Here is a 26,963-nt window from a genome sequence, read left to right on the forward strand (position 1 = left end):
CGAGCTCAGCGGTGCTGAGCGCGGCGGGTCACCACCATGAGGCCCGTGGTGATCGCGAGCTCAGCGGAGCTGAGACTGCCGCGCCCGCGTGATCATGAGCACAGCTTTGCCGAGTCCGGCCACGCCTGTCACACCCCCGCGCGCGATGACGGTACGGTGCGCGATGTGTGGTCGCTACCCCGCCGTACCGAGCCACTGACCGGCTCGGCCGCTCTCGCGTTGATCGCTCTGACGTTGACCGGCTGTGGTTCGGGAGACTCCACGGTCGCCAAGACGCCGCAGGCTACGACGACCACCGAGACCCCGTCCATCACCGCCCCGGTTCAGCCTTCCGGTGCCGCCGCACCGCCCGGCAGCAATGCCGCGCCGGCCGACCCGTGCGCGGTCAATCTCGCCTCGCCCACCATCGCGAAGGTGGTCTCCGAGCTGCCGCGCGATCCGCGCAGCCAGCAAGGCTGGAACCCGGAGCCGCTGGCCGGCAACTACAACCAGTGCGCCCAGCTGTCGGCGGTGATCATCAAGGCCAACACCAACGCCGCCAACCCCACCACCCGGGCGGTGCTGTTCCATCTCGGGCAGTTCATCCCGCAGGGGGTGCCCGACACCTACGGGTTCAACGGCGTCGACGCGGCGCAGACGACCGGCGACACGGTCGCGCTGACCTACCCCAGCGGCATCAACGGGTTGAACACCGATGTGCGGTTCCACTGGAACGGCAACGGCGTGGAGCTGATCGGCAACACCCCCGGCCGCTAGGCCCCTCGGCGAGGCCGCCTTTTCCGTCGGTCCCCTCACCTACAGTTGCTGCTGTGTTCGTCACCGGCGACAGCGTCGCGTACAGCGCGTCGGATCTCGCGGCCGCCGCCCGCTGCGAGTACGCACTGTTGCGGGATTTCGACGCGAAGCTGGGCTGGGGACCCACCGCCACGGCCGAGGACGACCTGCTCGCGCGGACCGCCGTCCTCGGGAACGAGCACGAGCGACGCGAACTGGACCGGCTGCGCGACGAGTTCGGCGATGGCGTCGCGGTCATCGGCCGCCCGGCCTTCACGGTCGCCGGCCTCGCGGCGGCCGCCGAGGCGACCCGGCGCGCCATCGCCGGTGGCGCGCCCGCGGTGTATCAGGCCGCGATGTTCGACGGCCGCTTCGTCGGCTTCGCCGACTTTCTGGTGCGAGACGACGAGCGGTACCGAGTCATCGACACCAAGCTGGCCCGTTCGGCCAACGTCACCGCGCTGTTGCAGCTGGCCGCCTACGCCGACGCGCTGGCCGCCTCGGGTGTTCCGGTGGCGCCGGAGGCCGAACTGCATCTGGGCGACGGGACGGCTGCGCGCTATCGCGTCCGCGACCTGGTTCCGGTTTACCGCTCCCAGCGCGCGCGATTGCAGCGGCTCCTCGATGAGCACCACGCCGGGGGCACCGCGGTCCGCTGGGACGACGAGGGCGTGGGCGCCTGTCTGCGTTGCCCGTTGTGCACCGAGCAGTTGCATGCGACCGACGACCTGCTGCTGGTCGCCGGCATGCGGGTGGGCCAGCGCGACAAGCTGATTGACGCCGGGATCACCACGGTGTCCGACCTGGCCCAGCATGCCGGTCCCGTGCCGGACCTGGCGCCCGGCGCGGTCGGCAAACTGGCCGCCCAGGCGAGACTCCAAGTCCACCAACGCGAAACCGGCACGCCGCGGTTCGAGATGGTCGACCCGCAGCCGCTGACGCTGCTACCCGAACCGGACCCGGGTGACCTGTTCTTCGACTTCGAAGGCGACCCGCTGTGGACCGTCGACGGGCGGGAGTGGGGTCTGGAATACCTGTTCGGCGTCCTGGAAGCCGGGCCGGCCGGCACGTTTCGCCCGTTGTGGGCGCACAACCGGGTGGACGAACGCAAGGCCCTGACCGATTTCCTGGCGATGGTGGCCAAGCGCCGCAAGCGCCGGCCGAACATGCACATCTACCACTACGCGCCGTATGAGAAGACGGCGTTGCTGCGGCTCGCCGGCCGCTACGGGGTCGGCGAGGACCAGGTTGACGAACTGCTGCGCAGCGGAACGCTGGTTGACCTTTACCCCCTGGTGCGCAAAAGCATTCGCGTGGGTGCGGAGTCGTTCAGCCTGAAGGCGCTGGAACCGCTCTACATGGGATCGCAGCTGCGGGCCGGCGATGTCACCACGGCCACCGGCTCGATCACCTCGTACGCCCGGTACTGCGAACTGCAGGCCGACGGTCGCGGCGACGAGGCCGCCTCGGTGCTCAAGGAGATCGAGGATTACAACCACTACGACTGCCGCTCGACCCAGGAACTGCGTAACTGGTTGATGTTGCGTGCCTACGAATCCGGCGTCGTGCCGATCGGCGCCCAGCCCGTCCGGGACGGCAATACCGTCGAGGACCGTGACCGGCTGGCGGTGACCCTGTCGACGTTCACCGGGGACGCCGCCGTCGGTGATCGCACGCCCGAACAGACGGCGGTGGCGCTGCTCGCCGCGGCCCGCGGCTACCACCGGCGCGAGGACAAACCGTTCTGGTGGGCGCACTTTGACCGGCTGAACTTCCCCGTCGAAGAGTGGGCGGACAACACCGACGTCTTCATCGCCGAGCATGCGTCCGTCAGCGTCGACTGGAACACGCCACCCCGCGCGCGCAAGCCGCAGCGGCGGGTGCAACTTCGCGGCGAGCTGGCGCGCGGCGAGCTGATGACCGACGTCTTCGCCCTCTACGACCCCCCGGCCCCGCCCGGCATGTCCGACGACCCCGACCGGCGGGCGGCCGGACGTGCCACGGTGATCGCGGCGGACGATCCGGCCGTGCCCACCGAAGTGACCATCGTTGAACGAGTGGGCAACGACGGCAAGCCATTTCACCAACTTCCGTTCGCGCTCACCCCCGGACCGCCGATTCAGACGACCGCACTGCGTGAGTCGATCGAGGCGACGGCCGCCGCCGTCGCGGCCGGCTTGCCGCAGCTACCCCGCAGCGCGGTCGTCGACATCCTGCTGCGGCGCGCGCCCCGCACGCGTAGCGGCTCCGTACTGCCCCGTGGCGCCGACGCCTCGAACACCACAGCCGACATCACCGCCGCGGTGAGGGACCTGGACTCGTCGTACCTGGCGGTGCACGGGCCGCCGGGCACCGGCAAGACGCACACCGCCGCCCGCGTGATCCAGCGCCTGGCCACCGACCATGGCTGGCGCATCGGCGTGGTGGCGCAATCCCATGCCACGGTGGAGAACCTGCTGGACTGTGTCATCGACGCCGGGCTCGACCCGGCGCGGGTCGCGAAAAAGCGCAACGACCGCAGCGCCCCGCGCTGGCAGGAGATCGACAGCAGCGCCTACGCCGCATTCATCGCCGGCACCGCGGGCTGCGTGGTGGGCGGTACGGCATGGGATTTCGCCAACGCCAATCGGGTACCGCGGGGCGGCCTGGACCTGTTGGTGATCGACGAGGCAGGCCAGTTCTGTTTGGCCAACACCGTCGCCGTGGCGCCGGCGGCCGCCAACCTGTTGCTGCTCGGCGACCCCCAGCAGCTGCCGCAGGTCAGCCAGGGAACCCACCCCGACCCGGTTGACACGTCCGCGCTCGACTGGCTGGTCGACGGTCAGCGCACCCTGCCCGACGAGCGTGGCTATTTTCTGGACCGTTCGTACCGCATGCATCCGGCGGTCTGCGCCGCCGTCTCCGCGCTGTCGTACGAGGGAAGGCTGCATTCCCACGAGTGCACCGCTGCCCGACGGCTTGCCGGATACCGGCCCGGCGTGCGGACGCTTACCGTTGGGCACCACGGCAACTCGACGGAGAGCCCGGAGGAGGCTGAGGCGATCGCCGTCGAGATCGATCGACTCCTCGGCACGCCGTGGACCGACGAGCACGGCACCCGGGCCCTGACCGCCTCCGACGTGTTGGTGCTGGCGCCCTACAACGCCCAGGTGGCGCTGCTGCGCCAGCGGTTGTCCGCTGCCGGGTTCGGCGGGATCCGGGTTGGCACGGTCGACAAGTTCCAAGGCGGGCAGGCGCCGGTGGTATTCATCTCGATGACGGCCTCCTCCGCGGACGTGGTGCCGCGCGGAATCTCGTTCTTGCTCAACAGGAACCGGCTCAACGTCGCGATCAGCCGGGCCCAGTATGCGGCGGTCATCGTGCGCTCGGGATCGCTGACCGAGTATCTGCCAACCACGCCCGCGGGCCTGGTCGACTTGGGCGCGTTTCTGGCGCTGACGGAGCCGACGTGACGACCGGCCCGGCCTAGCTGCCGGACGAGTGCCGGCCGTAGCCGGTGGGGTCGTCGTCGGGATCGCGGCGGTGACGCTGACCGCGCGCCGAGCCGTTCTGCGGTCGTTCCGGCCGCGGTGCGAGCCGATCGGGTGGCACGGACCGGTAGGCGCGTGCCGAAAGCTCGGTGACCGGACGGAAGCGCTCGCGATTGTCGACGTGAGAGCCGTTGTGCGCGAAGCCAATTGGTTGGCGTTGCGGAACCGGGTCATCCCGCCCGCCGTGCCACCCGTCAGCCGGCGCCGGGCGCGGGCGGCCGACGCGGTCGGCCAGCGGCTCGGCGCCGCTTTCGCGACCGTATGCGGCGCGGGGTGTGTGGGCGGGCTCGGATTCCCGAAGAAGGATGAATTCGACGTACTCGTCGTCGTCGTAGTCGTCGTCGACCACGTCGCCCGCCTCGGGCAGGCCACCTGCCATGCCCGACGGCGCGAAGCCGACCAAGAACAGCGCGGCGACGATCCCGAACAGCGCGATGAAGGCGGGCAGCAGCACCGATTGCGACATGGCGGCCGCGAACGGGTCGCGCAGGAACTCGGGCAGTTGCAGGGCGGCGGCCGCCTCGTCGCCCGAACCGCCGGGCGGCTGCGGCGGCATCTCGGCGCCGATGCGTGACGTCATGAACGCGGCCATGCCGGCGCTTCCGAGCACCGCGCCAAGCTGGCGGACGGAGTTGTACACGGCGGAGCCCGCGCCGGCCAGGCGCGGCGGCAGGTTGCGCGTCGCGGTGGCGGTCAGCGGCGACCACACGAATGCCATCCCGACGCCCGTCGCAAAGAACGGCAACACCAGCCGCCAGATCGGCGTGGCCGGCGACATCTCGAAGGTGAGCCAGGTCAGCGCGATCGCCAGCACCGAGAAGCCGAAACCGAGGACCGGCCGCGGATGGTATTTGTCGACCATCCTGCCGACGAACGGCGCGAACACACCGTTGGCGATCGCCATCGGCGCGATCAGCAGGGCCGAGCGCGTCGGCGACAGGCCGCACACGGCCTGCGCGTAGAACGTCAGCGGCAGCATCATCGCGGTCGCGACGAACGAGATGATGGCCACCCCGACGTTGCACAGGCCGAAGTCGCGGTCTCCGAAAATCACCAGGGGAACCAGCGGCTCGTCGGTGTTCATCGACTGCCAGAACACGAACACCGTCATGAACCCGATGCCGGCGACCATCATCGCCCAGATCCAGGGTTCCCAGTGCGCCGCCTGGCCCTGTTGCAGCCCGAACACGATCAGGAACATGCCCACCCCGGACAGCACGACTCCGACCAGGTCGAACCGGTGCGACTGGGTGGCTAGCACCGGGACGAGCCAGTACGCCAGCGCGAGCCCCAGCACGCCGATGGGGACGTTGACGAAGAAGATCCACTGCCATCCCAGCCCGTCGACCAGCACGCCGCCGACCAGCGGGCCCACCAGGCTGGCGACGCCGGCGGTGGCGCCCCACAGGCTCACCGCGACGCCGCGGCGCTCCGGCGGGAAGATCCGGGTGATCGTCGACAAGGTCTGTGGGGTGAGCACCCCGGCGCCGACACCCTGCACGACCCGGGCGGTGATCAGCATGGCGGCGCTGCCCGACAGCCCGCACCACACCGAGGCGACGGTGAACACGACCAGGCCGATCAGGTAGAGGTTCTTGGTGCCGAATCGGTCACCGAGCCGCCCGGCCACCAGCAACACGACCGCATAACCCAGCAGGTAGGCGCTGGTCACCCAGACCACGGTGTCGTAGCCGATGTGCAAGCTGTTCATGATCGTCGGGTTCGCGATGGCGACGATGGTCGAATCGACCATGATCATGAAAAAGCCGATCATCATCGCCCAGAGCGCGTTCCAGGGCTTCTGGGATTGTGGCGAGTTCTGGGTGAGGAGGTTCCAGCGCTGGGCGAAGTGGGCTGGGTTCGGCGCCGCGCGCCGGGTGCCCCCGGACGACGGAGGCGTCGCCGTGGTCATCTACCCACCTCGTTTCAGCTCCCGAGGATGCGTGACTGCACGGGGCCTATCTCGTCGACCGGCCCGGACCGTCACGGACATCCAGCCTGCATTATTGCCGCTGAGGCAATTGAGGGAAGGCATGGATCCGATCCGGGGTACACCAGGCGGAAGGTTTCGTGTTCGGTCGGTGTTCCGCGGCGGGCACGTTAGCCTGGTAGGAAGCCATTTGCAGGAGAGGCAAGATGCGGGCCCGACGGAAGCGGTCTTCGAACCGGTTTTTTAGCATGTCGCACGCGGATCAGGCGCCGACGCCCACCAACGGCCGGCCCAAAGCATCCGCGCGGGCATTGGCCCAGGTCATCGAGCGAAGCTCGCGGGTCCAGGGCCCGGCGGCCGAGGCCTACGTGTCCCGGCTGCGCAACGCGCACCCGAGCAGCGGCCCGGCCGACATCCTCGCCAAGCTGCAGAAACGCTACGTGGGCATGGTGACGGCCAGCGGCATGGCGGTCGGCGCGGCGGCGACCATCCCCGGCATCGGCACGTTGAGCGCGCTGTCTGCCGCCGCGGCGGAGACCGTGACGTTCCTGGAAGCCACCGCATTCTTCGTGTTGGCCGTCGCGGTGGTGCACGACATCCCCGCCGACCACCGCGAACGGCGCCGGGCCCTGGTGCTGTCCGTGCTGGTCGGCGACAACAGCAAGGAGACAGTCGCCCAGCTGTTCGGCCCGGCCCGCACCAACGGCGCCTGGATTTCCGAGACCGTGGCCGCAGTGCCGCTGTCGTCGATGTCCCTGCTGAACTCGCGGTTGCTCAAGTCGTGGGTCAAGCGGTACACACTGCGCCGCGGCGTCCTGATGTTCGGGAAGCTGCTTCCGGTGGGAATCGGCATCGTCGTCGGGGCCGTCGGCAACTATTTCGCCGGCAAGAAGATCGTCCGCAACGCCAACCGAGCATTCGGCACCCCGCCGGTGCGCTGGCCACGCGCCCTGCACCTGGTGCCGCCGTTCCCCGAAGCCGGCTAGCTGACGGCGGTCCGTTCCTACCCCGTCTCCCTGGCGAATCGCTGGCGAAAGGTTAGCCTTTATAGGGCGGAAACGTTGAGCATCGACACTGGTGTGACATGCTCCACAATCCGGGGTCGACAAACGTACAGGCGCCGCGCAGCAGCTGCTTAAAGCGCTTGCAGGACAGAGGAATTGAGGCGAACAGCGGTCGTGAGCAACATAAGTTCACCATTCGGACAAAACGAATGGCTGGTCGAGGAGATGTACCGCAAGTTCCGCGACGACCCCTCGTCGGTCGATCCGAGCTGGCACGAGTTCCTGGTCGACTACAACCCCGAGCCGACCGGCGAATCGCCCTCGAGCGCCACGACCACAGATGACGGCCAGACCGCCGCGAGCGCCCCGCAAGCAAAGCCCGCGCCGGCCGCGCAGCCGTCGACTCAGACCGCTGCGCCCGCCAAGCCGGCGGGCAGCGCAGGCAACGGCGCCCCAGCCGCAGCACCAGTGCAGCCCAAAGCCCCGACTCCCCCACCGGCCGAAGGCGACGAACTGCAGACGCTGCGCGGCGCCGCGGCCGCCGTCGTCAAGAACATGTCCGCCTCGCTGGACGTGCCGACCGCCACCAGCGTCCGCGCCGTTCCGGCCAAGCTGCTCATCGACAACCGGATCGTCATCAACAACCAGCTCAAGCGCACGCGCGGCGGCAAGATCTCCTTCACCCACCTGCTGGGCTACGCGCTGGTGCAGGCGATCAAGAAGTTCCCGAACATGAACCGGCACTACGCCGAGGTCGACGGCAAACCCACCGCGGTCACCCCGGCGCACACCAATCTAGGTCTGGCCATCGACCTGCAGGGCAAAGACGGCAAACGCTCACTGGTGGTGGCCGGCATCAAGGGCTGCGAAACCATGCGGTTCGCGCAGTTCGTCACCGCATACGAGGACATCGTGCGGCGGGCCCGCGACGGCAAGCTGACCGCCGAAGACTTTGCGGGCGTGACGATTTCGCTGACCAACCCCGGCACCATCGGCACCGTGCACTCGGTGCCGCGGCTCATGACCGGCCAGGGCGCCATCATCGGCGTCGGCGCCATGGAATACCCCGCCGAGTTCCAGGGCGCCAGCGAGGAACGCATCGCCGAGCTGGGGATCGGCAAGCTGATCACGCTGACCTCCACGTACGACCACCGGATCATCCAGGGCGCGGAATCCGGTGACTTCCTGCGCACCATCCACGAGATGCTGCTGTCGGACGCGTTCTGGGACGACATCTTCCGCGAACTGGGCAACCCGTACCTGCCGGTGCGGTGGAGCACCGACAACCCGGACTCGATCGTCGACAAGACCGCCCGGGTGATGGAGTTGATCGCGGCCTACCGCAACCGCGGCCACCTGATGGCCGACATCGATCCGCTGCGGTTGGACGGCAGCCGGTTCCGCAGCCACCCCGACCTCGAAATCCTCAACCACGGCCTGACGCTGTGGGACCTCGACCGGGTGTTCAAGGTCAACGGCTTCGCCGGTTGCGAGTACAAGAAGCTGCGCGACGTGCTGGGCCTGCTGCGCGACGCCTACTGCCGCCACATCGGCGTGGAATACACCCACATCCTCGAGCCGTCGCAACAAGAGTGGCTGCAGCAGCGTGTTGAGACCAAACACGTCAAACCGACGGTGGCCGAGCAGAAATTCATCCTGAGCAAGCTGAACGCGGCCGAGGCCTTCGAGACGTTCCTGCAGACCAAATACGTTGGACAGAAAAGGTTTTCGCTAGAGGGTGCGGAAAGCGTGATCCCGATGATGGACGCGGCGATCGACCAGTGCGCCGAGCATGGCCTCGACGAGGTGGTCATCGGGATGCCGCACCGCGGCCGGCTCAACGTGCTGGCCAACATCGTCGGCAAGCCGTACTCGCAGATCTTCAGCGAGTTCGAGGGCAACCTCAACCCGTCGCAGGCGCATGGCTCCGGTGACGTCAAGTACCACCTAGGTGCCACCGGCGTGTACCTGCAGATGTTCGGCGACAACGACATTCAGGTGTCTTTGACCGCCAACCCGTCGCACCTCGAGGCCGTGGACCCGGTGCTCGAGGGTCTGGTCCGGGCCAAGCAGGACCTGCTGAACCGCGGCGCCCACGACGACGGGGACGAGAAGGCCTTCTCGGTGGTGCCGATGATGCTGCACGGTGATGCCGCCTTCGCCGGCCAGGGCGTGGTCGCCGAGACGCTGAACCTGGCGAACCTGCCCGGTTACCGCGTCGGCGGCACCATCCACATCATCGTCAACAACCAGATCGGCTTCACCACGGCGCCGGAGTATTCGCGATCCAGCGAATACTGCACCGACGTCGCCAAGATGATCGGGGCGCCGATCTTCCACGTCAACGGCGACGACCCGGAAGCCTGCGTGTGGGTCGCCCAGCTGGCCGTGGACTTCCGCCAGAAGTTCAAGAAGGACGTCATCATCGACATGCTGTGCTACCGCAAGCGCGGCCACAACGAGGGCGACGACCCGTCGATGACCAACCCCGCCATGTACGACGTCGTCGACATCAAGCGTGGGGTCCGCAAGAGCTACACCGAAGCCCTGATCGGCCGCGGTGACATCTCGCTGAAGGAGGCCGAGGACGCGCTCCGCGACTACCAGGGCCAGCTGGAGCGGGTGTTCAACGAGGTCCGGGACCTGGAGAAACACGGCGTTTCGCCCAGCGAATCCGTCGAGGCCGACCAGATGCTCCCCGCGGGCCTGTCCACGGCGGTGGACAAGGCGTTGCTATCGCGCATCGGTGATGCGTTCCTCGCCCTGCCGGAGGGCTTCAGCACGCACCCGCGGGTGCAGCCGGTGCTGGAAAAGCGCCGGGAGATGGCCTACGAAGGCAAGATCGACTGGGCCTTCGGCGAGCTGCTGGCGCTGGGTTCGCTGGTGGCCGAGGGCAAGCTGGTCCGGCTGTCCGGCCAGGACACCCGGCGCGGCACCTTCTCCCAGCGGCATTCGGTGATCATCGACCGCAACACCGGCGAAGAGTTCACCCCGCTGCAACTGCTGGCGACGAACCCCGACGGGACTCCCACCGGCGGCAAGTTCCTGGTCTACGACTCACCGCTGTCGGAGTACGCCGCCGTCGGCTTCGAATACGGCTACACCGTGGGAAACCCGGACGCCCTGGTGCTATGGGAGGCGCAGTTCGGCGACTTCGTCAACGGCGCGCAGTCGATCATCGACGAGTTCATCAGCTCCGGTGAGGCCAAATGGGGTCAGCTGTCCAACGTGGTGCTGCTGCTGCCGCACGGCCATGAAGGCCAGGGCCCCGACCACACCTCGGGCCGCATCGAACGCTTTCTGCAGCTGTGGGCGGAGGGTTCGATGACGATCGCGGTGCCGTCGACCCCGTCCAACTATTTCCACCTGTTGCGCCGGCACGCCCTCGACGGTGTGCAGCGGCCGCTGATCGTGTTCACGCCCAAGTCGATGCTGCGCAACAAGGCCGCCGTCAGCGACGTCAGGGACTTCACCGAGATCAAGTTCCGCTCGGTGCTCGAAGAGCCGACCTACGAGGACGGCATCGGTGACCGCAGCAAGGTCACCAGGATCCTGCTGACCAGCGGGAAGGTCTACTACGAGCTGGCGGCGCGCAAGGCCAAGGACAACCGGGACGACGTCGCGATCGTGCGCATCGAGCAACTCGCCCCGCTGCCGAAGCGCCGGCTCAACGAGACCCTGGACCGCTACCCGGGCGCCAAAGAGTTCTTCTGGGTGCAGGAGGAGCCGGCCAACCAGGGCGCGTGGCCGCGGTTCGGCCTCGAGCTACCGGAGCTGCTGCCCGACAAGCTGACCGGGCTCAAACGCATCTCGCGCCGGGCCATGTCGGCCCCGTCGTCGGGCTCGTCCAAGGTGCACGCGGTCGAGCAGCAGGAGATCCTCGACACGGCCTTCCGCTAGGCCGGCGACGGATTCCGCGCCCCACCCACCGGTACCGGGGACCGCCGGTACCGGCTAGCCTCGACGCAAACGAGCCGACAAGGAAGGTTGCTCATGCAAGGGTTCGCCGGAAAGGTCGCCGTGGTGACGGGCGCGGGTTCGGGTATCGGGCGAGCGCTGGCCATTGAGTTGGCTCGCTCGGGCGCCAAGGTCGCGATCAGCGACGTCGACGTCGAGGGCCTGGCGGAGACCGAGGCGCAGTTGAAGGCGATCGGAGCCGAGGTCAAATCCGACCGGCTCGACGTGACCGAGCGCGAGGCGTTCCTGGCCTATGCCGACGCGGTCCGCGAGCACTTCGGCAAGGTGAACCAGATCTACAACAACGCCGGCATCGCCTTCACCGGCGACGTCGAAGTCAGCCAGTTCAAGGACATCGAGCGGGTGATGGACGTCGACTTCTGGGGCGTGGTCAACGGCACCAAGGCGTTCCTCCCGCACCTGATCGCCTCGGGTGACGGCCACGTCATCAACGTCTCGAGCGTGTTCGGGCTCTTCTCGGTGCCCGGGCAGGCGGCCTACAACTCGGCCAAGTTCGCGGTCCGGGGCTTCACCGAGGCGCTGCGACAGGAGATGGTGGCGGCCGGGCATCCGGTGGCGGTGACCACGGTGCACCCCGGCGGCATCAAAACCGCGATTGCCCGCAACGCCACCGCCGCCGAGGGGCTGGACCAGGCCCAGCTGGCCAGCCTGTTCGACAAACGGCTGGCCAAGACCAGTCCGCAACGAGCCGCCCAGATCATCCTGGAGGCGGTGCGCAAGAAGAAGGCCCGGGTACTGGTCGGCACGGACGCCAAAATTTTGGACGCCTTGGTGCGGCTGACCGGCCCCGGTTATCAGCAGCTGTTCGGACCCGTCATGGGCCGTTTGCTGCCCAAGCAGTGATGCCAGCGTAGCGAGGGCCGTTGGTACCGGATAGCCTGACGCAGCACGCCGCCACGAGGGAGTACCGCAATGCATGGGTTCGCCGGCAAGGTCGCCGTGGTGACGGGCGCGGGTTCGGGGATCGGCCAGGCGCTGGCCCTGGAACTGGGCCGCGCGGGCGCCAGGCTCGCGATCAGCGATGTAGACGCCACGGGGCTCGCGCAAACCGAAGAACAACTGAAGGCCATCGGCGCGCCGGTCAAAGCCGATCGGCTCGACGTGACCGAGCGCGGGGCGTTCCTGGCCTACGCCGACGCGGTCCGCGAGCACTTCGGCAAGGTGAATCAGGTCTACAACAACGCCGGCATCACGTTCGTCGGGTCCATCGAAGACAGCCGGTTCAAGGACATAGAACGGGTAATGGACGTCGACTACTGGGGTGTCGTGAACGGCACCAAGGCGTTCCTCCCGCACCTGATCGCCTCCGGCGACGGCCACATCATCAACATCTCGAGCGCGCTCGGCCTGTTCTCGGCTCCCGGGCAGGCGGCTTACGTTTCGGCCAAGTTCGCCGTCCGCGGCTTCACCGAGGCGCTGCGACAGGAGATGGTGCTGGCCGGCCACCCAGTGCGGGTGACGACGGTTCACCCCGGTGGCGTGAAGACGGGGTTCGCCCGCAACGCCATCTTCGCCGACGGGCTCGACCAGGATGGCTTGGCGGACCTGTTCGAGAAACAACAGGCCAAGACCACACCGCAACGAGCGGCCCAAGTCATCTTGGCCGCCGTGCACAAGAACAAGGCGCGGGTGCTGGTCGGCGCGGACGTCAAGGCCATGGACCTGGTAGTGCGGCTGGCGGGCTCGGAATACGACCGCCTGCTGGGCGGACGCTTCACGGGCCGGGTGAAGGAAGCGGTGGTCCGGCTGCTACCCAAACGCTGACGCCGGTCGATGAGCGCGGGAATCGCGCGAAGAGAGCCGGGGTCCATCGGCCTTGACGTTTCAACGCCCCAGCGGGTGTTCCGCCAACCACCCGCCGGCCACCGCCTGCGGGTCGGCTCCGCCGGCCACCTGGCGGCGCATGTCGACCAGGGCCGCGGTGTCCAGCACGCCGGCGACTTCGTTGATCGCCAGCAATTGCCGATCGCTCAGCGCGTTGCGGCGATACAGCGGCACTACGTTCTCGGCCCGTATCAGTGCGGGCTTGCCGTCGGCGAGCGTGACCAGGTCGGCGGGCAGGCCCGGGTCGGCGGTGGTCGTCCAGGCCGCGGTCAGCTGTCCGGTCCGCACCGCAGCGAACATCGTTGCCTCGTCCGGGAATTCGCGCGAAACAGGAAGCCGGCAGGTGCCCACGGTCGACGGGGCCTGGCGCCCGGCGACGGTGCCGACAAGCAAGCCGGCGCAGTGCTTCGGCAGCGTGCTCAAGTCCGCGCTGACGCCGCTGCCACCCCACGCCTTGGCGGTGGCCCCCGTGACCAGGAGCACGGGTTTGTCTTCCGCGGCGGTCGTATAGTCGCCCGCGGCGACACCCTCGGGTAGCGCGGCCACCATCGCGCGGTAGACGTCGGCGTCGGACATCGCCGCCGCGCCGGGTTGCAGGCTTTGCAGCTTGCGGCCGGTGAAGGCCGGGACGACAGTGAACGCGCCCGAGTCGAGGCGCGCCATCGGATCGTCAGCGGTCTCGGCGCGCGCCGCGAAACCGTATGACCGCACCGCGGCCACATAAACGCCGGCCAGCAGCGTCGAGTCGGGATCCGTCCCCGAGCCGACCACCAGTTCCGGACGGGCCCGGTGGTCGCCGGCGTCGGTCCTGCAGCCGGCCACCACGAGTATGGCGAGCAGCGGCACCGCCAGCCAGCCGGTTCTCACCCCGCGATGTCTGCAGGGTCCGCGGCCAGGGCCACCGCCGTGGCGACCGCATCCCCGACGCGCAGGTCCAGCGGGCTCGGGACGATCCGGTCGAAAGCCAGGTCGTCACTGACAACCGAGAAGATCGCCTCGGCCGCGGCAACCATCATCTTTTCGGTGATCCGGCGCGCGCCGACATCCAGCGCACCCCGAAACACGCCGGGGAATGCCAGCACGTTGTTGATCTGGTTGGGGAAGTCGCTGCGGCCGGTGGCCACCACCGCGGTGTACTTGGCCGCGACCTGCGGATGGATCTCCGGGTCGGGGTTGGACAGCGCGAAGACGATCGCATTGGGCGCCATCGTGGCGATCATTTCCTCGGGCACCACACCCCCCGACACCCCGAGAAACAGGTCGGCGCCGCGCAGCGCTTCCGCCATGCTGCCCGTGAGACCGTCCGGGTTCGTGCGCTGCGCCAGAACGCTCTTCACGCTGTTCATGTCGTCGCGGCCGGTGTGCAGAATCCCGCGGGAGTCGAGCACGGTGATGTCGGAAATACCCATCGCCAGAAGGAGATTTGTGCACGCGACACCCGCGGCCCCGGCGCCGGAGACCACCACCCGCAGCGACGTCATGTCGCGGCCAAGCAACTTGGTGGCGCCCATGAGTGCGGCCAATGTGACGATCGCCGTGCCGTGCTGGTCGTCGTGCATCACCGGGCAGTCCAGCGCTTCGATGACTCGCCGTTCGATCTCGAAGCAGCGCGGCGCGGAGATGTCCTCGAGGTTGACGGCGCCGAATGTCGGGCGCAGTCGCACCAGGGTTTCGACGATCTCATCGGGATCCTTGGTGTCCAGCACGATCGGGATCGCGTTCAGGCCGCCGTACGCCTGAAACAGGGCGCACTTGCCCTCCATCACCGGCAGCGACGCCGCGGGCCCGATGTCACCCAGGCCCAGCACCGCGCTGCCGTCGCTGACGACGGCGACCAGCCGGTTCGCCCACGTGTAACGGGCGGCCTGAGTGTGATCGGCGGCTATCGCACGACTGACCTGCGCCACGCCCGGGGTGTAGGCGATCGACAGGGCGCGCCGGGTGTCCAGCGGAGCTGTCGAGCCTACGGAAAGCTTGCCGCCCACGTGTGCCTCGAAGATCTCCGCGTCGGTGATCGCTTGTTCGGCGCGCGTCTGTATCGATTCAATCAACTCGGACACGCGCCCCAGGGTACTAACTACCGATTAGTAGGCCTAATCTGCGAGGGATCAGATTCCCCGCTCGGCTCATTTCAGTGGCGACCCGCTACACCCGGCTTCGCCGCGCGTGCGATCGGCACGGCTAGATCAGACCGAGCTCTGTCACCGCGTTGCGCTCGTCGACCAGCTCGGCGGTGGTCTTGTCGATGCGGCCGCGGGAGAAGTCATCGATCTCGAGCCCCTGCACGATCGACCAGTTGCCGTCCTTGGTGGTCACCGGGAAGGACGACACGATTCCCTCCGGCACGCCGTAGGAGCCGTCGGAGTAGACCGCCATCGAGACCCAGTCACCGTCGGGGCTGCCCAGCAGCCAGGAGCGTGCGGCGTCGGTGGTCGCCGACGCGGCCGAGGCGGCCGAGGAGGCGCCGCGTGCATCGATGATCGCAGCGCCGCGCTTGGCGACGGTAGGGATGAAGTCGTTCTCGATCCAGCTCTGGTCGTTGACCACCTCGGCGGCGTTCTTGCCGCCGACCTCGGCGTGGAAGATGTCGGGGTACTGGGTGGCGGAGTGGTTGCCCCAGATGGTCATCTTCTTGATGTCGGTGACCTTGGCGCCGGTCTTCTTGGCCAGCTGCGAGATGGCCCGGTTGTGGTCCAGGCGGGTCAGCGCGGAGAACCGCTCCCGGGGGATGTCGGGGGCGTTGCTCAGCGCGATCAGCGCGTTGGTGTTTGCCGGGTTGCCGGTCACGCCGATGCGGACGTCGTCGGCGGCGACGGAGTTGAGCGCCTTACCCTGCGCGGTGAAGATCGCGCCGTTGGCCTCCAGCAGATCGCTGCGCTCCATGCCCGGCCCACGCGGCCGCGCGCCGACCAGCAGCGCCAGATTCACGCCGTCGAAGATCTTGTTCGCGTCGGCGCCGATCTGAACGCCGGACAGCAGCGGGAACGCGCAGTCGTCGAGCTCCATGACGACACCCTCGAGCGCCTTGAGCGCCGGCTCGATCTCGAGCAGACGCAGCTCGATCGGGCGGTCCGGGCCCAGCAGTGAACCGCTGGCCAGGCGGAACAGCAGGCTGTAGCCGATCTGGCCGGCGGCGCCGGTGACGGCAACCTTGAGAGGACTTGCGCTCACGTCGGAATGCTCCTTGTGGAGATAGTCATGAAGATTCGGGTCTCGGCTCCGAAACTAGCGCACCCTGCTCGGCTGCCAATCTCCGGTCCGATACCGCAGCATTCCGCCACAACCCGATCGTCGCGCTTTACGAAGCCTGGACGCGTAGCATGGAGCACCGCCCGGTCAGACCTGCGCAGCGATCGGAGATGGATGTGTTCCAGGGTTTTGACGCATTGCCCGAAGCGCTTCGGCCGCTCGCGCACGAGCCGCATCCGAATCTGGAGCCAGTGGCGCGTCCTCACATTGAGGCGTTGGTAGATTGCGCCGTCTACGCCGAAGGTCACCGGCTACCCGGGAAATTCAGCTATGCCGCGGCGCGCGACAAAGTGCGCCAGATCGAGATGTTCGGGCACGAGGGATTCGTCTGGATCGGCCTGCGCGAGCCGGACACAGAACAAATGCAGGAAGTAGCCGACATCTTCGGGCTGCACCCGCTGGCGGTCGAAGACGCCGTGTGCGCACATCAGCGACCAAAGCTGGAGCGCTACGACGACACGCTGTTTCTCGTCCTGAAAACAGTCACCTATGTCCCGCATGAATCGGTGGTGCTGGCCCGCCAGATCGTCGAAACCGGCGAGATCATGGTCTTCGTCGGCGGTGAATTCGTGGTCACGGTCCGCCACGGCGAACACGGCGGACTGTCCGAGGTGCGCAAGCGCATGGAAGCTGACCCGGATCAGATGCGCCTGGGACCGTATGCGGTGATGCACGCCATCGCCGACGACGTGGTCGACCATTACCTCGAGGTGAGCGCTCTGGTCGAAGCCGACATCGACAGCATCGAGGAGGTGGCGTTCGCCCCGGGCCGCAAGCTCGACGTCGAACCGATTTATCTCCTCAAACGCGAGGTCGTCGAACTACGCCGGTGCGTCAACCCGCTGTCAGGCGCGTTCCATCGAATGCAGATGGAAAACAAGGACCTGATTTCCAAAGAAGTCCGGCGCTACCTGCGCGACATCGCCGACCACCAGTCCGAGGCCGCAGACCATATCAACAGCTATGACGACATGCTCAACTCGCTGATACAGGCGGCATTGGCTCGAGTCGGCATGCAGCAGAACAGCGACATGCGCAAGATATCGGCCTGGGCCGGCATCGTCGCGGTGCCGACCATGATCGCGGGCATCTATGGCATGAACTTTGAGTTCATGCCCGAGCTGAAGTGGCACTGGAGCTACCCGGTGGTGGTCGGCATAATGACTACCGCCTGCCTGGTGTTGTACTTCACCTTCCGGAAGGTTAACTGGCTCTGAGCCGCATCCTGATCAATCCGGTTGCGCCGCAGGGCGATTCGGATTCAGCACGTCGACGCCATCGTTCTGCCAGGCCTCTCGCATGGCTTCGGCGCCCTTCAACCGCACCCAGGCCGCCTCGGTCGCGGTGATGGGAGTCGCCGAGAGGAATTGCACCGGGTCGCGGGGCGGCTCCAGCGACAGCTCGTCGATATCGCTGGGGCCCAACAACACCGCGGTGAACGGCGCCCGCCCCGCGGGCCCGGCCCACAGCGGTGAGCCGAGGTCGACCAGCGCGTCGGCGGTCAGCACCAGGCCCTCGACAGCCGGCGTCGCCGCCAATACCGCCAGGCTGCGGGCGATACCCGTGGCCGGCCCCGGATCGCGCAGGCGCAGCACGACTTCGGCGCGCGGGCCCCGCGTGTGGTCATCGACGAACTGCGTCGGGTCGGTCATCGGATAGCGCGAACAGCCCAGCGACACGTAGTGCACCACCCCGTCGCTCCCGCGGAAGCGCAGCACCTCGATGGGTTCGGTGCCCAGGAATGTCACGCTCGCCGAATCGGGCTCGGCGTCGGCGAAGTGGCGGCGCAGATGCGCGCGCACCTGGTCCAGGGTCACTGCGCCTCGGCCGGCGCAATGGTCAGGTTCGCCCCGGAGCCGGCGTCGAAAACGGCAAGCTTCGTGGTGTCGAAAGCCAGCTCTATCGACTGCCCGATCGCCGCTTTGGATTCCGCGGGCACCCTTGCCACGAACTGGTTTTCGTGTGCGTCGGCGTCGGCGGCCAGCTCGTCGAGCTGGACGGAGTGCGCCGCCCACCCCGCGGTGGAGTAGTACACGTACTTGTCGGCGCCCAGCGACTCAACCATGTCGACCTTCACCTCGAAGGTGAGCGCCCTGATGCGCTGGTACCCGTCGATCAATGCGGCGTCCTGCAGATACTCGGGCCGCACCCCGACGATGACATTCTCCGGCGCCGGATGTTGCGCGATCACCTGTTGGGCTTCCGGTGTCAGCATCACCTCCCCGAAAGGCAGCGTCAGCCCGATAGGTGTCAACGTGGCCGGGAAGAAGTTCATGGCCGGCGAGCCGATGAACCCCGCAACGAACAGGTTGGCCGGGTGTTCGTAGAGCTCGTCCGGGGTGCCGATCTGCTGCGCGATTCCGCCGCTCATCACCACCACCCGGTCGCCCAGCGTCATGGCCTCGGTCTGGTCGTGCGTGACGTAGACGGTCGTGGTGCCCAGCCGCTTCTGCAGCCGGGCGATCTCGCCACGCATCTGGACGCGCAGCTTGGCGTCCAGGTTGGACAGCGGCTCGTCCATCAAGAAGGCCTTGGGCTGCCGCACGATCGCCCGGCCCATCGCGACCCGCTGTCGTTGCCCGCCCGACAATTGGGAGGGCTTGCGGTCGAGCAGTTCAGTCAGGTCAAGGGTTTTCGCGGTCTCCTCCACTTTCTGGGCGATCTCGGCCTTCTTCATCTTCGCCAGCGTCAGCGGGAACGCGATGTTCTGCCGCACGGTCATGTGTGGGTACAGCGCGTACGACTGGAAAACCATCGCGATGTCCCGATCCTTGGGCGCCTTCTCGTTCACTCGTTCGCCGCCGATGCGCAGCTCCCCGGACGAGATGTCCTCCAGGCCGGCAATCATGTTCAACGTCGTGGTCTTACCGCACCCCGATGGTCCGACCAGGATGAGGAACTCGCCGTCGGCAATGGTGATGCTGAGGTCTTTCACCGCCGTGGCGCCGTCCGGGTAGCTCTTGCTGACATGGTCCAGCACAATCTCGGCCATCGAGCTATCCCTTCACCGCGCCAGAGGTCAACCCGGCGATGATTCGTCGTTGGAAGATTAGAACAAAACCGATGATCGGGACCGTGATCACGACGGCACCGGCCGCGATCGATCCGGTGGGTTCCTCGAATTGCGAACTGCCACCGAAGTTTGCGATGGCCACCGGCGCGGTGATCGCCGCCTTCGTGGCGGTCAGCGACAGCGCCAGCAGCAGGTCGTTCCAGGCGAAGATGAACACCAGGATCGCCGCGGTGACCACTCCAGGCGCGGCCAGCGGGACGATCACCTTGCGGAAAGCCTGGGCCGGTGTGGCGCCGTCCATCTTGGCCGCCTTCTCCAGATCCCACGGAATCTCCCGGAAAAACGCCGACAACGTGTAGATGGCAAGCGGCAGAGCGAACGTGATGTAGGGCAGGATCAGGCCAGGCCAGGTGTCGAACAGACCGACGAAGCGTTCGATGTTGAACAGCGGGGTGACGAGCGAGATCGCGGGGAACATGGTGACCAGCAAGGTGGCACCGATCAGGATCCGCTTGCCGGGAAAGCTCAGCCGCGCAATCGCGTAGGCCGCCATCGCGCCGAGCACCACTGCGATCGCGGTCGTGATCAACCCGATCCCGATCGAGTTGATCAGCGCCGCGCTGAACAAGTCACCCCGGAAAATGCCCCGGTAATTCTCGAAGGACACGGACGACGGAATCAACTTGCCGTCCTTGACCATTGACGTCGGCTTGAGCGAGAGGCTGAGGATCCACAACACCGGAAGAAGCGCGTACACCACCACGACGGTGTCTAGAAGGACCCAGCCGGCCCAGGCCCGCCGGGAGCCTCCCCAGTTAGCGGCCATCGATGTCACCACCGGGCGCCGCCGCGCCGAACACCTTGATGTAGACAAGCGCGATCACGCCCACGCAGACGAAGATCAGCACGCTGATCGCCGAGCCCAATCCGACATTGAACCCCTTGAACAGGTTGTTATAACCCAGGATTGATACCGAGTCGGTGTTGTTGGCGCCGGCGGTCAGTACGTAGATGTTGTCGAAGATGCGGAAGGCGTCCAGCGTCCGGAACAGCAACGCGACCACGACCGCCGGCTTGATGATCGGCAAGGTGATGCGCATCAGCCGCCGCCACGGCCCGGCGCCGTCGACTTGGGCAGCCTTCAGCAAGTCCTCGGGCACCAGCGCCAACCCGGCCAGCAGCAGCAGCGACATGAAAGGCGTCGTCTTCCAGACCTCGGCGAGGACGACGATGCCCAGCGACGGGAGCTGCTGTGTCAGAGGCGCTTGGGTAAAAGGCGAGCCGTGCGGCAAAAGGTTGGCCAAATAGCCGGTTCCGGGGGTCCACGCGTAGTACCAGCTGTACGACGCGACCACGGTGACGATGCCGTACGGGATGAGCACCGCGGTGCGCACCAGACCCTTCCCGACCAGGGTCCGGTGCATCACCAACGCCAGCACCAGGCCCAACACGAACTCGAGCGACACCGAAACCACTGTGATGCCCAGCGTTACGGCCAGCGCAGTCCACCAATACCGGTCGGTCAGGATCGTTTGGTAGTTGCTCAGCCCGACGAACGCGGTGTCGTTGGGGGTGGCGAGATTGTTGCGCTGCAGGCTCAGCCACACCGCGTAGCCGATCGGATAGGCCGTCACCGCCAGCATCAGAATCGACGCCGGCGCGACGAGCACGAAGGCAAGTCGCCGTTCCGACAGTCGGTTTCGGGTACGAGCACGCGGCGCGACGGCGGCCCGCCCGGGCTCTACGGCAGTCGCTGTCAAGGCAACAGCCCCTTACCGTCGATGGCCTTCTGCGCCTGCGCGGTGAGCTCGTCGGCCGTCCGCTCCGGGTCGATCCGGGTGATGGGGCTCAGCACCGCCGACAGCCGCAGCGACAACGCCTGATACACCGGCGTCGCCGGCCGCACGGCGGCGTCGGTGAGTTGCCGGCGGATGACGGTGTACATCGGATACTTGGTCTGGAACTGCGGGTCGGAGTACAACGAAGTCCGCACCGCGGGCAGGCCACCTTCCATCGAAACGTACTTCTGGCTCTGCAGGCTGCGCAGGCAGCGCACGGCTTCGAACGCCTCCGCTCGGTGGCGGGTGGTGCTGGCCACCGCCAGGTTCAAGCCGCCGATCGTCACCTTGGCCGGTTGGCCCGGCGCCACACCGGGATACGGCGCGAAACCGAAGACTTTCTGGCTCGCGGCGTAGGCGATGCGAAATTGGTCGTCGCTGGGCACAAACGTCCCGACGTCGTTGATGCTGCCGGCCAGGGCCGGAATTCGGTTCAGCGGCAGGAAGGGGACACCGCCCTTCACCGCGTTCTCCAGCATGGAGGCCAGCACATACGGCCAGTTGACTTCCAGTGCGGCCTTGCCCTGTTCGACCGCCAGGCGCGCCGTGCCTTCGTCGGTCCGGGTGATCGACGGGTCGGCCCCCGGGGCGGTGCCCACCGACTTGAGGATGCGCAGCGCGTCGACGGTCGCGGCCCTGTGCGCGGGTGTGTCGGTCAAGGTGACCCGGCTGCCGTCCTCGGAGAGCACCTGACCACCGCCGCTCACCAGCAGCGTGTTGAACCACACCACCAGGCCCTCACCCTCGTTCGCCTGAACGGCGATCCAGGCGGGCTGGCCCGCGGCGTGCAACCGGGCGGCCTCGACCACCATTGCATCCCAGTCCCGCGGCGGTTGTCTCACCAAATCGGGCCGGTACCACAGCAATTCCGTATTGGTGGTGACGGGCGCGGCATACAGCTTGCGCTTCCAGCGGGCGGTCGCCAGCGGGCCGGGCAAGGTGTCAACGGTGGCGTCGGCCTCGGCCCGCCCTTCGGGGTCGTCGGATAGCGGCAGCGCCCAGCCCGCCTCGGCGAACTCCGCGGTCCACACCACGTCCAGTGCCATCACGTCCAACCCGCGGTCGTGAGCGCTCAGCCGCCGCGCCAACTGCACTCGCTGCTCCCCGGGCCCCCGCGGCAGGCTCACGTGCTGGACGGCGAACCGGCCTCCCAATTGCTTGGTGCACTCTTGAGCGACCGAATTGAACGCAGCCGAATCGGTGGCCGGTGTGAAGAAGGTGATCACCAGCCCATTGCCGGCGGACCCGCAGGCCTCCACCGCCGCGGTGATGGTCACCGTCGCCAACGCAATGGCACCCATCCGGCGCAGGCGCCCACGACGATTCACCACCGAATTCACACCTCTCGCGCGCGGCCTCAAATCGCTAAGCGCGCCAACAGGTCCCGTGCCTTCTCCGCGTTCTGCGGATCGCAGAGCACGTCGTAGCGGCCGGCCACCAGCTGCATGGTCGAGCTGAAATCCCTTGTGCCACGGGCCATCGCGTACGGGACGGCGGAGGTGATCAGACCGAAGAAGACACCGGCGACCAGGCCGGTGGCCAGCGCGGCCCATGGATTCGGGCTGAAGAAGCCGAGCACCAACCCGATGAACAAGCCCAGCCAGGCCCCGCTGAGCACACCACCGCCGAGCACCTTGGCCCACGTCAGCCGGCCGGTGACCCGTTCGACCTGCATCAGGTCGACGCCGACGATGATCACCTGCTGAACCGGGAACTGCTGTTCGGAGAGGTAGTCGACGGCGCGCTGCGCCTCGGCGTAGGTGGGATAGGACCCGACCGGCCAACCCTTGGGCGGCGTCGGCAGCCCTGGGACGCCATGCCGACGGGCCGCCGCACCTGGGGGCGTGGCGCCGGGAACTTGACCGGGCTGGAAAGGACTAGTCATTGGTGCTCATTCTCCTCCGCCCTGGCCAACGTCACATCTCGGACCCTCTTAGCCTATCGAGCGACCGGGCGCCAACCTGCGAAAACAAGGCGTCGTCCTCCGACGTGGCCCGGCGGCGCACGGCGATCCGCCACCTGCGCATCGGCTAGGTTGAACAGCATGACAGCGCCTGGCGATGGCTTCGGCGAACGCGCCCACGATGACCAGGGCAAACCGCCCCCCGTCGGCAGCGGGGGCCCGCAACAGCCAGACGCTCCGTGGGAACCGCCGGCGCCCGAATATCCGCCCCCGGCATATCCGCCGCCGGGCTATCCCACCGAGTACCACCCCGGCTATCCGGCCCAATACCCGCCGCCCCCACCCGGATACGGGCCGCCGCCCGGTTATGACCAGCCGCCCGGTTATGGCGCGCCGCCGTACCAGCCGGCGCCACCCCAATTCGGGGGGTCGCCCGCCGGCTACGGGCCGCCGCACTATCCGGGCGGCTACTACTCCGCACCGGACTACCGGGGCGGCTACGGACCGCCGAGCGGAGTGAAACCGGGGACAAATAAGCTCGCTATCGCGTCGCTCATCTCGTCGTTCACCGGCGTGTTCTGCTGCTGTCTCGGCTCGATTGTCGCCATTGTGCTGGGCGCAGTCGCGATCAATCAGATCAAGCGCACCCAGCAAGACGGCTACGGTCTCGCCGTCGCCGGCATCGCTATCGGCATCGCCACCCTGGTGGTCACAACGATCGTCGTCCTGTTCGCGATGCACTCGCGTTAGCAACCTCCCTCAACGGGGTCCGACACCGCCGCCAGCTGCCGTGCCAACCGCGGCTGCCTAGGCTTTCCCCATGGCATCGGTCAACAGGGTGTACATCGCCCGGCTCTCGCGGATGTTGGTGCTGGGTCCACTCGGCGAGTCCTTCGGCCGGATCCGCGATGTCGTGATCAGCATCAGCATCGTGCGTCAGCAACCGCGCGTGTTGGGGCTGGTCGTTGATCTGGCGACGCGGCGCAGCATCTTCATCCCGATGCTGCGGGTCGCCGCGATCGAGCCGGAGGCCGTCACGCTCAACACCGGCAGCGTGTCCCTGCGCCACTTCGAACAGCGCCCGGGCGAGGTGCTCGCGATCGGTCAGGTGCTCGACACCCAGGTCAAAGTCAACGATCCAGCGCTGCCCGAGCTGGCCGGCCTCGACGTCGTCGTGACCGACCTGGGCATCGAACAAACCCGCACCCGCGACTGGATGGTGAGCCGGGTCGCCGTCCGCAGCCAGCGGCGGCTCGGCCGGCGCGGCCCCGTGCACGTCGTGGATTGGCACAACGTGCAGGGCCTGACCCCGTCGGCGCTGGCGCTGCCGGGCCAGGGGGTGGCGCAGCTGCTGGACCAGTTCGAGGGCTGGAAGGCGGTCGATGTGGCCGACGCCATCCGCGGCCTGCCGTCCAAGCGCCGCTACGAGGTGCTCAAAGCGCTCGACGACGACCGGTTGGCCGACGTCCTGCAGGAACTGCCCGAGCTGGACCAGGCCGACGTGCTGTCCGAGCTGGGCGCTGACCGTTCGGCCGACGTGCTCGAGGAGATGGATCCCGACGATGCCGCCGATCTGCTCGGCGTGCTGAATCCGACGGACGCCGAGATGCTGCTGACCCGAATGGACCCCGATGATTCGGCGCCCGTGCGTCGGCTGCTGGCGCATTCGCCCGACACGGCGGGTGGCCTGATGACGTCGGATCCGGTGGTGCTGACGCCCGACACGTCGGTCGCCGAGGCGCTGGCCCGCGTCCGCGACCCCGACCTCACCCCCGCCCTCTCGTCCATGGTGTTCGTGGCGCGCCCGCCCACGGCCACACCCACCGGTCGGTACTTGGGATGTGTGCAGCTGCAGCGGCTGCTTCGCGAACCACCGGCGGAGCTGGTCGGTGGGATAGTCGACACCGACCTGCTGACCCTGACGCCGGAAACGCCGCTGGGGGCGGTGACCCGCTACCTGGCCGCGTACAACCTGGTGTGCGGACCGGTGCTCGATGACCAGAACCACCTATTGGGCGCGGTGACGGTGGACGATCTCCTCGATCACTTGTTGCCGCATGACTGGCGAGTGGATGTGCAGGCGCTCGACGCCGCCGGGCGGCTCGACGAACTGGGAGGATCCGCGTGAGCAAGTCCTCGGCACCGCGCCGGCTCTCCACCCCGCGGACGTCGCGCAGGTACTCGCCGCGCCTGGACCCCGAGGCCGTCGGCCAGATCACCGAGTCCATCGCGCGTTTCTTCGGCACCGGCCGCTACCTGCTGGTGCAGACGATCCTGGTGGTGGCGTGGATTGCGGTGAACCTGTTCGCGGTGGGACTGCGCTGGGACCCGTACCCCTTCATCCTGCTCAACCTGGCCTTCTCCACACAGGCCGCGTACGCGGCGCCGCTGATCCTGCTCGCCCAGAATCGTCAGGAAAATCGCGATCGGGTCGCGCTCGGACAAGATCGCCATCGGGCGGCGCAGACCAAGGCCGACACCGAATTCCTGGCCCGCGAACTCGCCGCGGTGCGACTGGCGGTCGGCGAGGTCGTGACCCGCGAATATCTGCGCGACAAGCTCGAGGAACTGCGCTCGCTGCTGGCCGATTTGGACACCGAATCCAAGCACTCCGAGGCGGTGCAGGGCGGTGCCGGCGGGGACCGCAATGTTAAGAAATCGGGGTAAGAACCAGTTCCGACCATTGCGCCACTCTGGTCACAAGAGTTATGTATGGTGATCTAGTTCACGGCTAAGAGAGCAGTTGACCAGCTCACATACCTAGGACGGTCGAGTGCGCATTGGGGGACGCCGGGGTGCACGCCCGGCCGCCGCGGCGGAGCGCCAGCGAGCACTTCAGGTTACAAGGACGCGTGCGTTCGGCGTAGCAACCATCACTCCCCTGGTCTTCGCGGGAGCAGTGAGCGGGGCGGCGCCTTCGCTCCCCGAAAAACTCCCCCCGGTGCACGCGAACATCGCCCCCGTGGCCGCGGTATCCCCTGCCGTCCCCGACCTCTCGGGGCCGGCCGTCGTGCCCATCGACCGTTCCCCGATCGCCTTCCACGTCGCCGAACCCGCATTGTCGGCACCCCCGCCGGCGATGATCGTGAACGCGCCTGGGGCGCTTGGCATTCCGAGCATCGCGCTGGCGGCCTATCGCAGTGCCGAGCAAAAGATGGCCGTAGCCGCCCCGAACTGCGGCGTCAGCTGGAACTTGCTGGCCGGGATCGGGCGCATCGAGTCGGGCCATGCCGGCGGCGGCGCGGTTGACGCGCGCGGCACCGCCGTCGTCCCGATCTACGGCCCAACGCTGGACGGCACGCTGCCGGGCAACGAGGTCATCCTCCAGAGCAGCGCTGGCAATCGGCCCACCTACGCCCGCGCGATGGGGCCGATGCAGTTCTTGCCCGGTACCTGGGCGCGATACGCCTCCGACGGCAAAGGCGACGGCGTTGCCGATCCGCAGAACCTGTTCGACGCCACGCTGGCCGCGGCGCGCTACCTGTGCAGCGGCGGCCTCAACCTGCGCGACCCGTCGCAGGTGATGGCCGCGATCCTGCGCTACAACAACTCGGTGGCTTACGCGCAGAACGTGCTGGGGTGGGCCTCGGCGTACGCCACCGGTGTGGTTCCGGTCGACCTGCCTCCGATGACGGGCCCGCCGCCACCGCTCGGCGACGCGCACTTCGAGCATCCCGAGGGACTCGGCCCCAACCTGCCGATGAACATCAACGGGTTGCCGTCGGATGATCCGCTGGCGCGCATGCCGCTGATCGACCTCACCCAACCGCAGAGCGGCGGTCCGCCGCCGATGTTTTCGTGGATGGTCCCCACGCCACAGCAGGCGCCGACCCGACTGCCCGGCTGCACGGTGATCTGCGTCGGCCCCCAGAACCCGCCGCCCAACGCCGCCCCGCCGTGGGCGCCGCCGATGGCCGGTC

Annotated in this window: 21 protein-coding genes; 11 read left to right on the top strand and 10 right to left on the bottom strand. The window is 67.7% G+C overall.

The genetic code is table 11. The features are described from left to right. The first annotated feature begins 156 nt into the window (after positions 1-156). Positions 157-756, top strand: a complete 600-nt coding sequence (locus AWC17_RS27140; RefSeq protein ID WP_046182885.1) for an LppP/LprE family lipoprotein — start codon at positions 157-159, stop codon at positions 754-756. A gap of 53 nt (positions 757-809) precedes the next feature. Continuing rightward, positions 810-4,226, top strand: a complete 3,417-nt coding sequence (locus AWC17_RS27145) for a TM0106 family RecB-like putative nuclease (RefSeq protein WP_046182869.1) — start codon at positions 810-812, stop codon at positions 4,224-4,226. Between the two features lie 13 nt (positions 4,227-4,239). Here the strand turns inward: AWC17_RS27145 and AWC17_RS27150 are convergent, their stop codons facing one another. Further along, the gene (locus AWC17_RS27150; RefSeq protein WP_047322233.1) at positions 4,240-6,216 is read right to left on the bottom strand and encodes an MFS transporter; all 1,977 of its coding nucleotides are present in this window, start codon (positions 6,214-6,216) and stop codon (positions 4,240-4,242) included. 224 nt (positions 6,217-6,440) lie between these two features. Between AWC17_RS27150 and AWC17_RS27155 the strand changes: the two genes are divergently transcribed. The 4 genes from AWC17_RS27155 to AWC17_RS27170 all read left to right on the top strand — a co-directional run bounded on the left by AWC17_RS27155 (position 6,441) and on the right by AWC17_RS27170 (position 12,980). Beyond that, positions 6,441-7,220, top strand: coding sequence for a hypothetical protein (locus AWC17_RS27155; protein WP_141224814.1), 780 nt, complete (start codon positions 6,441-6,443; stop codon positions 7,218-7,220). A 192-nt stretch (positions 7,221-7,412) separates the two neighbouring features. Beyond that, complete coding sequence (locus AWC17_RS27160; protein WP_047322232.1) at positions 7,413-11,138, top strand: multifunctional oxoglutarate decarboxylase/oxoglutarate dehydrogenase thiamine pyrophosphate-binding subunit/dihydrolipoyllysine-residue succinyltransferase subunit; 3,726 nt, start codon at positions 7,413-7,415, stop codon at positions 11,136-11,138. Positions 11,139-11,231: 93 nt separating this feature from the next. After that, positions 11,232-12,059, top strand: coding sequence for an SDR family NAD(P)-dependent oxidoreductase (locus AWC17_RS27165; protein WP_046185280.1), 828 nt, complete (start codon positions 11,232-11,234; stop codon positions 12,057-12,059). A gap of 69 nt (positions 12,060-12,128) precedes the next feature. After that, positions 12,129-12,980, top strand: a complete 852-nt coding sequence (locus AWC17_RS27170; protein WP_046185281.1) for an SDR family NAD(P)-dependent oxidoreductase — start codon at positions 12,129-12,131, stop codon at positions 12,978-12,980. A 60-nt stretch (positions 12,981-13,040) separates the two neighbouring features. On the opposite strand, the gene AWC17_RS27175 is transcribed toward AWC17_RS27170, so the two are convergent. The 3 genes from AWC17_RS27175 to AWC17_RS27185 form a co-directional block, all read right to left on the bottom strand. Then, entirely contained in the window at positions 13,041-13,907 is an 867-nt protein-coding gene (locus tag AWC17_RS27175) for a glycine betaine ABC transporter substrate-binding protein (protein WP_046185282.1), read from the bottom strand. Further along, positions 13,904-15,100, bottom strand: a complete 1,197-nt coding sequence (locus tag AWC17_RS27180; protein WP_046185283.1) for an NAD(P)-dependent malic enzyme — start codon at positions 15,098-15,100, stop codon at positions 13,904-13,906. Before AWC17_RS27180 ends, AWC17_RS27175 begins: the two co-directional genes overlap by 4 nt. A 121-nt stretch (positions 15,101-15,221) precedes the next feature. After that, a complete protein-coding gene (locus tag AWC17_RS27185; protein ID WP_046185284.1) occupies positions 15,222-16,211 on the bottom strand; it encodes a malate dehydrogenase in 990 nt (329 codons plus the stop codon). A 194-nt stretch (positions 16,212-16,405) separates the two neighbouring features. On the opposite strand from AWC17_RS27185, the gene corA reads away from it, so the two are divergent. Then, positions 16,406-17,506, top strand: a complete 1,101-nt coding sequence (gene corA / locus AWC17_RS27190) for a magnesium/cobalt transporter CorA (RefSeq protein ID WP_047322255.1) — start codon at positions 16,406-16,408, stop codon at positions 17,504-17,506. A gap of 12 nt (positions 17,507-17,518) precedes the next feature. Here the strand turns inward: corA and AWC17_RS27195 are convergent, their stop codons facing one another. Genes AWC17_RS27195 through AWC17_RS27220 form a run of 6 tightly spaced genes read right to left on the bottom strand, consistent with a single transcriptional unit; the run spans position 17,519 to position 23,025 of the window. Next, a complete protein-coding gene (locus AWC17_RS27195) occupies positions 17,519-18,100 on the bottom strand; it encodes a suppressor of fused domain protein (protein ID WP_085165513.1) in 582 nt (193 codons plus the stop codon). A 2-nt stretch (positions 18,101-18,102) separates the two neighbouring features. Beyond that, positions 18,103-19,281 (bottom strand): ABC transporter ATP-binding protein, encoded by a 1,179-nt coding sequence (locus tag AWC17_RS27200; protein WP_046186405.1) that lies wholly within the window; start codon positions 19,279-19,281, stop codon positions 18,103-18,105. A gap of 4 nt (positions 19,282-19,285) precedes the next feature. Then, positions 19,286-20,128 carry a carbohydrate ABC transporter permease gene (locus tag AWC17_RS27205; RefSeq protein WP_046186406.1) on the bottom strand — a complete coding sequence of 281 codons (843 nt, stop codon included), beginning with the start codon at positions 20,126-20,128 and terminating at the stop codon, positions 19,286-19,288. Further along, positions 20,118-21,062 (bottom strand): carbohydrate ABC transporter permease, encoded by a 945-nt coding sequence (locus AWC17_RS27210; protein ID WP_082123185.1) that lies wholly within the window; start codon positions 21,060-21,062, stop codon positions 20,118-20,120. Before AWC17_RS27210 ends, AWC17_RS27205 begins: the two co-directional genes overlap by 11 nt. Next, positions 21,059-22,471 carry an extracellular solute-binding protein gene (locus AWC17_RS27215; protein ID WP_046186410.1) on the bottom strand — a complete coding sequence of 471 codons (1,413 nt, stop codon included), beginning with the start codon at positions 22,469-22,471 and terminating at the stop codon, positions 21,059-21,061. Before AWC17_RS27215 ends, AWC17_RS27210 begins: the two co-directional genes overlap by 4 nt. A gap of 26 nt (positions 22,472-22,497) precedes the next feature. Next, positions 22,498-23,025, bottom strand: a complete 528-nt coding sequence (locus AWC17_RS27220; RefSeq protein WP_046186407.1) for a general stress protein — start codon at positions 23,023-23,025, stop codon at positions 22,498-22,500. Positions 23,026-23,184: 159 nt separating this feature from the next. Between AWC17_RS27220 and AWC17_RS27225 the strand changes: the two genes are divergently transcribed. The 4 genes from AWC17_RS27225 to AWC17_RS27240 all read left to right on the top strand — a co-directional run. Further along, positions 23,185-23,793, top strand: coding sequence for a DUF4190 domain-containing protein (locus tag AWC17_RS27225; protein ID WP_085165511.1), 609 nt, complete (start codon positions 23,185-23,187; stop codon positions 23,791-23,793). 70 nt (positions 23,794-23,863) lie between these two features. Continuing rightward, positions 23,864-25,171, top strand: a complete 1,308-nt coding sequence (locus AWC17_RS27230) for a magnesium transporter MgtE N-terminal domain-containing protein (protein ID WP_046186888.1) — start codon at positions 23,864-23,866, stop codon at positions 25,169-25,171. Further along, complete coding sequence (locus AWC17_RS27235) at positions 25,168-25,710, top strand: DUF1003 domain-containing protein (RefSeq protein ID WP_046186887.1); 543 nt, start codon at positions 25,168-25,170, stop codon at positions 25,708-25,710. The genes AWC17_RS27230 and AWC17_RS27235 overlap by 4 nt, the downstream gene beginning before the upstream one ends. Positions 25,711-25,816: 106 nt before the next feature. Next, positions 25,817-26,963 (top strand): lytic transglycosylase domain-containing protein (locus tag AWC17_RS27240; protein ID WP_085165515.1); only part of this gene is annotated, 1,147 nt, incomplete at its 3' end.

Source organism: Mycobacterium nebraskense, from assembly GCF_002102255.1.
Classification (GTDB): domain Bacteria; phylum Actinomycetota; class Actinomycetes; order Mycobacteriales; family Mycobacteriaceae; genus Mycobacterium; species Mycobacterium nebraskense.

Coding starts and splice junctions, on each gene's coding strand:
- AWC17_RS27150 (WP_047322233.1), bottom strand. CDS start 6,216: ATGACCACGGCGACGCCTCCGTCGTCCGGGGGCACCCGGCGCGCGGCG.
- AWC17_RS27155 (WP_141224814.1), top strand. CDS start 6,441: ATGCGGGCCCGACGGAAGCGGTCTTCGAACCGGTTTTTTAGCATGTCG.
- AWC17_RS27165 (WP_046185280.1), top strand. CDS start 11,232: ATGCAAGGGTTCGCCGGAAAGGTCGCCGTGGTGACGGGCGCGGGTTCG.
- AWC17_RS27170 (WP_046185281.1), top strand. CDS start 12,129: ATGCATGGGTTCGCCGGCAAGGTCGCCGTGGTGACGGGCGCGGGTTCG.
- AWC17_RS27200 (WP_046186405.1), bottom strand. CDS start 19,281: ATGGCCGAGATTGTGCTGGACCATGTCAGCAAGAGCTACCCGGACGGC.
- AWC17_RS27205 (WP_046186406.1), bottom strand. CDS start 20,128: ATGGCCGCTAACTGGGGAGGCTCCCGGCGGGCCTGGGCCGGCTGGGTC.
- AWC17_RS27220 (WP_046186407.1), bottom strand. CDS start 23,025: ATGACTAGTCCTTTCCAGCCCGGTCAAGTTCCCGGCGCCACGCCCCCA.
- AWC17_RS27225 (WP_085165511.1), top strand. CDS start 23,185: ATGACAGCGCCTGGCGATGGCTTCGGCGAACGCGCCCACGATGACCAG.
- AWC17_RS27230 (WP_046186888.1), top strand. CDS start 23,864: ATGGCATCGGTCAACAGGGTGTACATCGCCCGGCTCTCGCGGATGTTG.